The organism is Halalkalibaculum sp. DA384, from assembly GCF_043951955.1.
In the GTDB taxonomy this organism is placed as follows: domain Bacteria; phylum Bacteroidota; class Rhodothermia; order Balneolales; family Balneolaceae; genus JAMQKA01.
The window spans coordinates 1-10,974 of record NZ_JBINJE010000058.1 but is presented as its reverse complement, the minus strand read 5'-3'; the positions used below and the strand labels follow the sequence as shown (position 1 = coordinate 10,974).

The 10,974-nt window shown below is 51.6% G+C and carries 8 protein-coding genes and 1 pseudogene; 3 read left to right on the top strand and 6 right to left on the bottom strand.

Annotated features, from left to right (window positions below):
* The 3 genes and pseudogenes from ACG2E4_RS17885 to ACG2E4_RS17875 all read right to left on the bottom strand — a co-directional run.
* Positions 1-191, bottom strand: a pseudogene (locus ACG2E4_RS17885) (sulfatase); the annotation flags it as partial.
* 165 nt (positions 192-356) lie between these two features.
* Positions 357-1,154: a glycoside hydrolase family 16 protein gene (locus ACG2E4_RS17880; RefSeq protein ID WP_395277442.1), complete on the bottom strand. Its 798-nt coding sequence runs from the start codon at positions 1,152-1,154 to the stop codon at positions 357-359.
* A 114-nt stretch (positions 1,155-1,268) separates the two neighbouring features.
* Positions 1,269-2,441 (bottom strand): sigma-70 family RNA polymerase sigma factor, encoded by a 1,173-nt coding sequence (locus tag ACG2E4_RS17875; protein WP_395277441.1) that lies wholly within the window; start codon positions 2,439-2,441, stop codon positions 1,269-1,271.
* A gap of 244 nt (positions 2,442-2,685) precedes the next feature.
* On the opposite strand from ACG2E4_RS17875, the gene ACG2E4_RS17870 reads away from it, so the two are divergent.
* From ACG2E4_RS17870 to ACG2E4_RS17860, 3 genes are all read left to right on the top strand, one after another.
* Positions 2,686-3,552 carry an AraC family transcriptional regulator gene (locus tag ACG2E4_RS17870; protein ID WP_395262503.1) on the top strand — a complete coding sequence of 289 codons (867 nt, stop codon included), beginning with the start codon at positions 2,686-2,688 and terminating at the stop codon, positions 3,550-3,552.
* Between the two features lie 349 nt (positions 3,553-3,901).
* On the top strand, positions 3,902-5,350 hold the full coding sequence (locus tag ACG2E4_RS17865) for an LptF/LptG family permease (protein ID WP_395277440.1): 1,449 nt from the start codon (positions 3,902-3,904) through the stop codon (positions 5,348-5,350).
* Entirely contained in the window at positions 5,343-6,425 is a 1,083-nt protein-coding gene (locus ACG2E4_RS17860; protein WP_395277439.1) for an LptF/LptG family permease, read from the top strand. Before ACG2E4_RS17865 ends, ACG2E4_RS17860 begins: the two co-directional genes overlap by 8 nt.
* Positions 6,426-6,544: 119 nt before the next feature.
* On the opposite strand, the gene ACG2E4_RS17855 is transcribed toward ACG2E4_RS17860, so the two are convergent.
* From ACG2E4_RS17855 to ACG2E4_RS17845, 3 genes are all read right to left on the bottom strand, one after another.
* Entirely contained in the window at positions 6,545-7,951 is a 1,407-nt protein-coding gene (locus tag ACG2E4_RS17855) for a sulfatase (RefSeq protein WP_395262500.1), read from the bottom strand.
* Between the two features lie 84 nt (positions 7,952-8,035).
* On the bottom strand, positions 8,036-10,660 hold the full coding sequence (locus tag ACG2E4_RS17850) for an alkaline phosphatase D family protein (RefSeq protein WP_395277438.1): 2,625 nt from the start codon (positions 10,658-10,660) through the stop codon (positions 8,036-8,038).
* A gap of 66 nt (positions 10,661-10,726) precedes the next feature.
* Positions 10,727-10,974, bottom strand: a 248-nt coding sequence (locus ACG2E4_RS17845) for a chitobiase/beta-hexosaminidase C-terminal domain-containing protein (RefSeq protein ID WP_395277437.1), incomplete at its 5' end; no start/stop codon positions are given.

Genomic DNA, 10,974 nt, shown 5'->3' with positions numbered 1-10,974 from the left:
ATGCGATCCAGGTGGGGCGTCTCGATAAATCGATCGTCATATGCACTCAAAGTCTGGTAGGAGTGATCATCGCTCATGATAAAGACAATATTGGGGCGTTCGCCGGTTTCCTGTTGCTGGCCTGGCGTGCAGGCTGCGATCGAGAGTAAAAACGTACTGAGTACCAGAAAAACAGTTGTATTTTGATACATAAGGCTGGAGGTGAAAGACATTCCAATTTTAATTTTTGTTGTGAATCGATTTCGTAATATGGCAGGAATTTATCGGATTTGTAAGAGTTGAAAACACATTAACCACAAAATGCAGCTGTTTTCCCATTATCTTCTTCACTTTTTCTTTATTTCTGCTTGACGTCCCTACTTGTACACGCGTACCCTGTCCACAGTCATCTCCACCGGCAGGTCGCGGTCATCTATTTCGCCCACCCAGCTACCGCCCAGGGCCTGGTCCAAAATCAGGTAAAACGGCTGGTCGAACGGCCACTGTTCATGGCCGCCGCCCTCCACCCGTGGATAGGTCAACCTCTTTTGCCCATTCACATAAAACTCCAGCCGGTCGGGATACCACTCCAGTCCGTACGTGTTAAATTCGTCAGGCTGAACCGGAACGGTGGTGTGATGAGGTGGATTCTCCCGGTTATCCTGCACGTCTATATAGGTGCTGTGGACTGTCTGGTATACCTTTTGATCCAAATTCAGGTGTTCCATAATGTCGATTTCGCCGCTTTGGGGCCACCCGCCATACGTGGGACGGGCCGGCATCATCCAGATGGCGGGCCACGAGCCTTTGCCTTTCGACAACTTCGCCCTGACTTCTATTTTCCCATACGTAAATGAAAACTTTTCCTTGGTGGAGATACAACCGGTTTGATAGGCTGCGGTATCCTCAGCACTGCTGTTTTTTATGCCCCGGAGGTGCAGTTTCCCCTCACTGACGGCCACCGTTTCTTCGCTCTCGGTACAGTATTTCGCCCAGTCCGGGCTTTTTCTAGGGGCAAAAACCCATTTTTCGGGATCCGGTATTCCCTCCCCTGAGAATGTGTCTTCCCACACGAGATCCCAGCTTTCAGGCGGGGTGCCGGTCATGCTGCAAGAGAGACCTATCGCAGACAGGGCCACCATGGATACCAATAGTAAGATGTTATTTCTACTCATTGCTATAAGGTTTTACAGTTTACTTTGAAACGTATCTCAAAAAAAGAAGGCCACACAAACACCTGGGTCCATGTGGCCTTCATCGTCTATCGCTCTGCTCAAGCAATATATTTTTTACTGTTCAGCGCCGGCATTTGCCTGCAGTGGCCACCCGGGATTCTGGTAAATAATGGAGCTTTCCAAGTTGGACGACTCTTCACCGGCGGTAATGCTGAAGTGCTCCACGGCTATAGGGTCCAGGTAGTGCGCATAGGCCCAGCTGTAGCCATTCCTTACGTGGTTTCCGTCACTGAGATTGATGCGATACGGGCGCAGGTAATCGCTCTCGGCACTGCTGGATACATTCGGGGTTCCCCCTTCACCGGGTTCTACCAGCTCACCGGCGTCGTACCAGTTTTGCATCGGTCCCCAAAGCTTGAATCCTTCGACGATGTGGGGATCGTTTTTAAGCTGATCGAGCGCTCTCCAGCGCTTCAGGTCGAAGTACCGCATACCTTCGGCCATCAACTCGCTGCGGCGCTCCCGGCGGATATTGTACAGCACCTTATCGCTGAGCAGCTCTCCGGCGGAGTAGGCGGCAAAATCCTTTTCCGCCTCTTCCTGCATATCGGTGGCATTGACCGTCACCATATAATTGGGATTGATGCCGGCACGCTCGCGTATCGCCCGCCAGTACTGGTCGGCTTTGCCGTTGAGGCTCCCCTCCTTCAGGTAGGAGGCCTCGATATAATTGAGATAGGCTTCAACCGCACGGAACACGATAGACCCGATCGAACCAGAATTCCCCTCTACTTCTGCAGAAAGGTACGACATCCCTGTTGGTGAGCCCGTTGTAAAAGCGTAAATACACCGCCTCCTTCTGGCAGGAGTAAGCTCACGGAGGGCATTCTTCAATTTTTCCGTCCGCTCTGCAGAAACTTCCTCCTGTATCAACCGGTCTTCAATAGAAAAAGCAAATTCGCTCTTTTCATCCAGGTAGGTTTGATTTCGTTTGGCGCGCCTTTTCCGGCGCTTCATCTTTTCAAAAATTGCACGCCGAACCGAGGAGAGCAGGTATGCTTTTACAGAACGAGCCTCCGCAAGCTGCCCGCGCCGCCGCCACAGGGTCAGGAACACCTTCTGTACTGCATCCTTGACCAGTTCGCGATCCGATACAATATTGATTCCGTAGTTAAACAGGTGCAAATTGTGGCGTTTGAACAGCGCTTCCAGGGCCTCCTGCCTGCCGCTCTTCAACTCCACCCACAACACCGAATCCTCGTCTGATTCCCAACCGTCTTTTTGCAAGCAAGCCAACAACATAAACCACCCTGTATTAAATAATTACAAAACAAAAGCATTTACTTTTATTACATAAGATTTGCTTTTGAAATTGTAACTATTAGGACACCGAATAACTTTTCAAATATTGACCTCCTCTACCTCTATATTGATTTACAGTTGCATTAGAAGTGACTTCTGTTAATTTATATTCACAGATTGATACAAAATCCCCCGCCAATATCATTAATGAGCAAAATAATGGTAGATTATGGATCCGATATTCAAAAAAAATGTTGACGCCCATCACTCTTTCAAACTCAAAAATACGGTTGGGCGATCTTTTGACGGGCTTTGGCATTTCCACAAGGAGTATGAGCTTATTTACATCTGGGAAGGCCGCGGAGAAAAAATAATCGGAGATGACGTGTCAGACCTGCAGAAGGGAGACCTGCTGTTCCTTGGTTCCGAGCTGCCGCACCTGTTCAGCTGCGACCAGGATTTCCCGATGAAAGATCGCGCGGGTTCGCTGGTTATCCATCTGAACAACGATTTTTTTACGGATGGATTCCTGGCCTGTCCCGAATTTACCGCGGTTCATCAACTGTTTCAGAAATCAGAATCCGGTCTCGAGTTCCGGGGAGATACAGAGATCATTGCAGAGCGAATTCAGGCGATGTTTGAACTGAACCGGACCGACTGCCTGCTGGAGATTCTCTCTGTGCTTAATGAACTGGCCACCCGGTTTGATTCCCGCACGCTGGCCAGCGCGGGATATACTTCTACATTCAGCAAAAAGGATTACCAGAGAATAAATAAAGCCTGCAAATACGTGATGGAGCACTACCAGGAAGATATATCGCTGGATGATGTGATCGATATTATCGGGCTCACAAAAGCCGCCTTTTGCCGTCATTTCAAGAAGGTGACCGGCAAAACGTTTTTCTCCTACATCAAGGAATACCGGATTGGCCAGGCCTGCAGGCTGCTGATGGAAACAGATCTCAACATAACTGAGATAAGCTATAAATGTGGCTTTAACACGATCTCCAACTTCAACAAACAGTTCAAAACCATCATGGACACCAACCCCTCCACCTACCGGGAGCGCTTTACCACCCCGCAAAAGATGCCCTGAATTCTTCATCCGGCACCGGGCGGAAAAAAACGTTCATCTCTACCTGCCACCCACAATTGCAGGAGATGACACAGGCAAACAACCGAACAATCAGGGAATTTCTTTCTCTGAACTTGAATTTCCCAGTATATATTGGCGGGCTTTAAACGAGGTCTTTATTTTTGTCAAACCGCTGTTTTGCCCAATGTCTGTATTTTCGCGAATTAATAGTAAAAACTTTTTGAGGATCTCCTAATTACCGGCATTTTAGGTATTTTCCGCGTCTTAACTCAAGAAAATGGAGTACCGCGCGTTATTTTGTAAAATGGCAGGATCAGCCTAATTTTGGTGTCATCAAACAGCAACACCCATGAAGTTCACATTTAACAAATTACAGGTGGATGTTCTCCGGCGGCACGTAGGACCGTTTGTGTTCTGCTTTCTGACCGTTATGTTCCTGCTGCTCATGCAGTTTCTGATCCTGCATATTGACAAGCTGGTGGGAAAAGGGCTTCCGCTGGGGATCATCATTGAGCTCATTTTGACCAACCTGGCGTATATGGTGGTACTGGCCGCACCCATGGCAGTGCTCGTGGCTTCTCTTATGGCATTTGGCAAGTTTTCTGAACTTAACGAGTTAACGGCTATGCGCGCGGCGGGAGTAAACCCGTTCAATATTATAAAGCCGGTTCTCATCTCATCGTTTTTCCTGTGTGTCTTTCTGGTATGGTTTTCGAACTATGTACTGCCGGATGCCAATCAGCGTGCGCGCTCTCTCTTTATCGATATCCGTACGAAAAAGCCCGGTTTTGACCTAAAACCGAACGAGTTCTATGAGGGGATCGAGGGCTATATTTTTTTGGTAAAGGATATTAACAATGAAACCGACTCCCTCTACAACGTCACACTCCTCCAGTCTCCCGATTCCGATAAAAACCGGGAAGAGGCGATCATCAAAGCCGACCGGGGTATCCTTCAGAGCAGTGATGACAGCCAGCTTATGACGCTCTACCTGTATGACGGCTCAACGCTCCGCTATCTTAAGCAGAATAATTCCTATGAGACGGTCATCGAGGAGAACCATTTTGACCGGTATCGAATCAGTTTTGACCTGTCAGACTTTGCCTTCTCGCGCTCCAACCCGGATCAGCGTACGCGCAACGACCGCACGATGAGCTCGCAGGCGATGCTTGCCGTCGTGGACACCCTTGAAAGAGAGCGCGCCACGCAGATCGAACAGTCGTTTTCAAATGAGAACACATTCCTGATGCCTGCCGATACCAATGAAGGGCGCAGCAATACGTACCAGCTGGAGCTGAGTTCCACGCGCGCGGGTGTTGCAGACAGCGTCCCGAAGGTGACAAGCGAATACCTGGCCGTCAATCTGATGAGCAACCGGAGAACCCAGGTGGGACTCGGTGAAATGGCCATTTCAGAACTGAGGAAATACAAGTCGAACCTGGAGAATCTTGAAACCAACGTGAGCTGGAGGGAATCGCGCATCGCCCGCTACCTGGTGGAGGTGCACAAGAAGTTCTCAATTCCCGTAGCATGTATCATTTTTGTGCTCATCGGTGCTCCCATCGGGATGCTGGCCAAAAAAGGGAATATCGGTTATGCTGCACTCTTCGGCACCGGCTTCCTGACTTTTTACTGGATTTCACTGATCCAGGGCGAAAAGCTCGCTGATCGGCTTTTTATTACCCCATTTTGGGCGATGTGGTTCTCAAATATTGTGCTGGGTATAGCAGGCATATATATGGTTATCCGGCTCTGTACCTCTTTTAAGTTGTCAAACCTGTGGAAGAAGAGTGATTAAAAAAATTGACCGCTACATATTCCTGAGGCTCCTTGCAATCACGGTTTTTGTGCTGGGAGTGCTGATTTTCATCTTTATCGTGATCGATTTTTCGGAAAACAGCGATGATTTTACCGACAAGGGAGCCACCTTTGCCGAAATATTCGGCCAGTACTACCTGAATTACATTCCCGAAATGACGCGCCTGGTAATTCCGGTGGCCGTATTCGTCGCCTGCCTGTACCTCACCGGACAGATGGCCGATCGCCTGGAGATTGTAGCCCTGAAGGCCGCCGGCATCAGCCTGTACCGTCTCATCATCCCCTACCTGGTATTTGGCTTTTTGATGGCCGGTATCATCAGCTACCTGGACGGGTTTGTCATTCCCGACTCCAACGCACAGCGTATTGAGTTTGAAAAGAAATATCTTCCCGCCAGCAGCCAAAAAGTGGACAGTGACCGGATCTACCGGCAGGATAGTGACAATAATATCTACAGGTTCCAGTATTACAGCCCCAAAGACACCCTGGCCCGGAGGATCGAGGCTATAAAATTCCGGGGAGACAGCATCAGCGAAAGCCTGGATATCGCCCGGATGGAATGGATCCCCAAAACCCAGCAGTGGAGGATGCTGAATATTAAACGGCGAACTTTTATGCCGGAGGGGTATGTGGATGAACAGTTGGACACGCTGGTGGTCTCCCTGACAATCTACCCGCAGGATCTGGCCCGGACGACCTCCGATATCTACCAGTTAACCTACCCGGAGGCACAAGATTATATCGCGTCTCTTGAACGCAGCGGCGCAACAGGAATCAGTCTTCCCAAAATTCAGTTTTACGGGCGCCTGACCTATCCGATTTCGATCCTTGTGGTCTCTATTATCGGGTTTTCGATCGCTTCCGTCCGGCGCAAGGGAGGCAAGGGATTTTATATTGCGGCCGGCCTGGCCATCAGCTTTCTGTATCTGGCCTTTATGAAAGTGATCGAACCTTTTGGAAAAGAGGGTGCAATTGAACCCATCGTCGCCGCTCTTACCCCCCACGTGTTCTTCTTTATCGTGGGCCTGGGCCTTCTTTTCTCCGCACGGAAGTAATCCTTTACCGGGACTCCTCCCCGTTTTCCCGCATCCACTGCAGGAACAGTGGATAACATGGATGACAAATTCCGGTGATAAGCTTTATAAAATGAATTCTGTTGTCCTCCCCGGGCTTTTTACTCCCGTTTGTTGCGCATCGGGGGTATCTCTTTTGAAAACCACACCCCGGTCATCCGGTCCGTATGATCATCCCGTACGCGGTAGTAGGGTGGGAAATCACCGGTCTGTTGACTCCAGTCATCCAGCACCTGTGCCAGCTCCCGCGCCTTCTGCCAGTACGCTGAATCCGCCGCCACATTATGCACCTCCCAGGGATCCTGCTGCAGGTCATAAAGTTCAATACGGGGCCTTGGCACCTGGAAAAGACGGGATTGCGCATGATTCAGTGATCCTTCTTTCTTTAACCGGATCAAATCCCGAAATGAAGGACTCCCGCCGATATCAGCCGGCGTGCCGTGGGGCAGCTCGATATAGGCGTTTTTCACCAGCTTGTAACGTTCCGTGCGCAAGCTGCGGATATGCTCATCACTGTCGTGCCAGTTGCGTTCGCTGAATACGTACTCCCGCCCCGGGCGTGTCTGATCGAACAAAACCGGCAACACGGTTTCTCCCTGCATCTGGTCCGGCACCGGGTGGCCAACCAGGTCTAACAGCGTCGGGGCCAGGTCAATGACGCTGGCAAGGCCTTCAAACCTGCTGCCGGCTTCAATCTCGTCCGGCCAGTTAAAAATGAGGGGCGTTCGAATCCCCGCATCATAAACCGTTCCCTTGGCGCGGGGAAACGGGGCCCCGTTGTCGCTCAGAAAAACAACCAGCGTATTGTCCCGCTCACCGCGTCGTTCCAGCTCCTCGATAAAGCGTCCGATCTGCGCGTCCATCCGACTGATTTCATCATAGTAGCGTGCAAGATCTGCGCGGGTCCCCGGCCTGTCTGCGAGCTGCGGAGGCACTTTAACCTCGTCGGGATCGTGAACGCGCGGGGCATCTCCGTACGGGCGGTGCGGATCAGAAAATCCCACCCACAGAAAAAACGGTTGCTGTCCCGCCTCGTCCAAAAAGGAGGGAAAGCTCTCCGAAAGATGTTCGCTGTACCAGTTGAATTGGGCATCGGCATGGGGACCGTAATGTGTTTTCCGCATGTGCCCGCTGAAATATCCTTTCTCAGACAGATAACCCGGCACGATGCGCGTTCCCTCAGGAAGAGGCATGTGCAGATCCTCCGCTCCCGTGGCATGGGGATACAAGCCCGTCAATATCGATATACGGGAGGGACTGCACTGGGCAGTCGTCAAAAAGGCCTGCTCAAACAGCAGTCCACCGCGGGCCAGTTCATCAATATTTGGTGTTTGGATGACTTCGTTTCCATAAGCCCCGAAATCTCTCCATCCGGCATCATCAGCTACAAATACCAGGATATTGGGAGAAGCCTGCCTATCAGATGACTGTGCATGCAACACTTCCGTCAAACAACACAAAAAAAGAATGGTCAACACATACTCATACGTTGCTCTGGTCGTAGTCATAGTCTGGTTTTTAAATTTATATTATTAATATCGTTATCCATTTGCCGGTTCGGTCGTATCCGAATCCCGAGTACAGCACTTCCGCTAAAAACGGCACACAATCGGCGTGTCGTCCGCCGGCGTCACCGAGTCGAACTCCAGCCACTGGTCGGTATCCGGTTCTCCCACTCTCAGCCGGTGCGATTCAACCTCAAATACTTTCGGCCGGAAGGTTCGGCCCCGAATCCGCAGGGCGTATTCCAGGTCACCGGTTTTCTGATTATAGACCTCAATGACCGGATGCTCCAGTCCCTCTACAATAATTTCCGGCAAATACCCGACTGCCCTGCGACCATAGTTCTGCTGTTGCTGAATAATCACCGGCCAGCCGTCATATTGTCCACCGGGATTCGTCTCCGGGTCCACGTACCTGGGCCAGCATTCTATCGTTATTTCCCGCTCCTTCTTGTCAAAAGTAACCATCCCGTAACCGGTGGCGCGATCATAGATAATCGCGGGTTCGCGATCGGTTTGTACGGGGTTCGCCACCGCGTATACCGTCATTTTGTTGCCAAAGCCATCCTCAAAATGACCCGTATTTTTTGATCGGCCCGGCAGCGGCTGGTGCCCCTGGCCCACCGGAGGCCACCAGCGACGCGGCCAGATGTTGTTGAGGGCGGGACCTGCAAATCCAAACCCGGCATCTCCAAATTCGTCAATCCCATACTGCACCGTGCTGCCCAGGTGCTGATCTCCGGCAACATGGAGGGCAAATCCCTTGCGTATTGTGCGGAGTGCACGATCCCGGCCCTTCTGTGGCCAGCCGTTGGAATCCATGTCGGTCGTAGGAGCATCGCCCTTCACATATTCATTGCGCTCAGGGATCTCCAGTTCGGGGACAATCCGGTCGAGTATGCTGCCCTCCGGAAGCGTGGCCAGCGTGCAAAAGTTTGTCTGGGAGAGCACCGCCTTCATCTCCGTACCCTCACTCCAGTCTTTTGTCCATGATTCAAGGAAGGAAAGCTGCCGTTCCCCCAGCAGTTCGGCATCGATATCGTAGTAATCCCTGATATCAAAATTCCTGTTTTGGATAAAGCCGTTCAGCACCTTTGCCTCCTCGGGCAGTACATTTTTGGGGGCGGTCTTGAATTTTCGATCCTCAATAACGGCCAGGCTGACCCCGCCATACTTCCAGTCGGTGTAATACACGCTGATATCCTGCTTAACCGGGGTCGGATCGTAGGGATCCGGCAGGTTACTCGTAAGACAGCGCTGCACCATGTTGACCCATTCCGGAGGCATCTTGTAGCCCCCCTCATCCTGGGAGTCGTATCCCCAGCCCTTTTCAACCGGGGCATCGGCACCACCTTCTCCCCATATATTCCCGTGGTATACATCGTGATCGTCCGGGATAAATGCCGAGGGAATATCGCGAAATAGATCGCGATACGACCACCCGAACATGTACCATTTGCGCAGAAAATCGAGGCTTGCTTTCTCCACCGGACTCCGCTGCACCCCGAAGCCTCCGTGACTTTCATATATTTGATCACCCAAAAATACTGCCAAATCCGGCTGGTGCTTGCCGACATGATGTACAACCTCATTATTTGGAAATCCATAATGGCTGTTACAACTGAACACGGCCATCTTTACCTTTCTGCTGTCCACCGGGTTCGAGGCGATGGTACCTTCATAATAAAAACTCTCCATCCCCGATTTCAGCGGGAGATCCAACTTGACCCGGTACGGGATATCTTCATTATACTCCCAGTTTTCAACCCGGAAATGTGCCGTGCGCGACATTGAATCAGCCGCAGTCGGTTCTCCCACCCGGGTCCAGTCACCGCCGGACTTGACCTGGAGCTCAACCGAGTGCCCGCCTATTTTTTCGATGGGTGCAAGTTGTGCAGTCATCTTCAGCAGGCCGCTGTCCAATGTATACTGGGCAAAACAGATGGGACCAAATGTCTGTTCCGGCCGGAATCGGACCTTGCTCCCGGCAATTTCCCACCTGGAAAAACGTGCCGAGGGAACTTCCGAATTGCGATCCGGGGAATGGTAGTCAGCCAATAACGCTATGTTTCCAGCCGTTTTTGCAGGTGCATTTTGTTCGACTTTTAACGTGCCGAGCTGCTTCCCTGTAGAAGAATCAGCAACTGACAGCGTAATATTATACTGTTCACCGCCGGGGGCGGGGCCACCCTCTGCCGTAAGCTGAAGAGGGCGATCCAGGTTCACGGGGATCGACTGTCGCTGATCCCCCACAAAAAGTTCTCCGGCCATCGTTATACCCAGGTCGATCCCCTCTCCAAAAACAGCCGCCGAACGATAATCCGGGAAATTCCCTTTGGCACCAATTCGGAATCCGATACGATCCTCGGGAGAGTCGCTGGTATTCATCAGCTCGACTTCCGCCGTGACGGAAAAAGCCCCCCTTTGCTCGATCAGCTGGTGCGTCAGGCAATGCAATGTCCGGTTGTTGTCGCTGACCGCACACTCCACCTTGCCATCTCTGATGTGCCAGTCCTGCAGGCGGTTCCCCCAAAACCGGGGGCCGGCCCACTCGACGTCCGGCCAGCGGGCCCAGCGGCTGCGCATCGGCTCCCCGCCGGCCTGCCGGGGTGCCTCTTCCGGGGTTGTTATTTGTATTGACTTAGTCCCGCTTTTGAGCAACGGCAGCGATACCGTCCCCAACACCATCGTCTTTATGCTTTCTTTGCGATCCATATGATCCCAGTTTAGGTATTAAAAAGAATTATTTTTCGAGTATTCAGAACACAAAAGGCTCTCACGTTATTTTACACCGAACGCCCCGTTGATCTCTTCACTTTCGGCATACCCGTATCGTACGGCTTTGGCTCTCAGGGTCAACGGGTCCTCGACCCGAATGGGTCCGGTATACAGCTGCCAGTCGGGATCCTCGCCCCGTCCGGTAGTATAGACAACGGAGGCTCCGTGGGTGGTCGAGGTAATCTGTACCGTGTATGGCGGACTGAACTGTCCTCCTTCCCGCCTCCAGGTCCGGGCGCGATCCTCTGCGG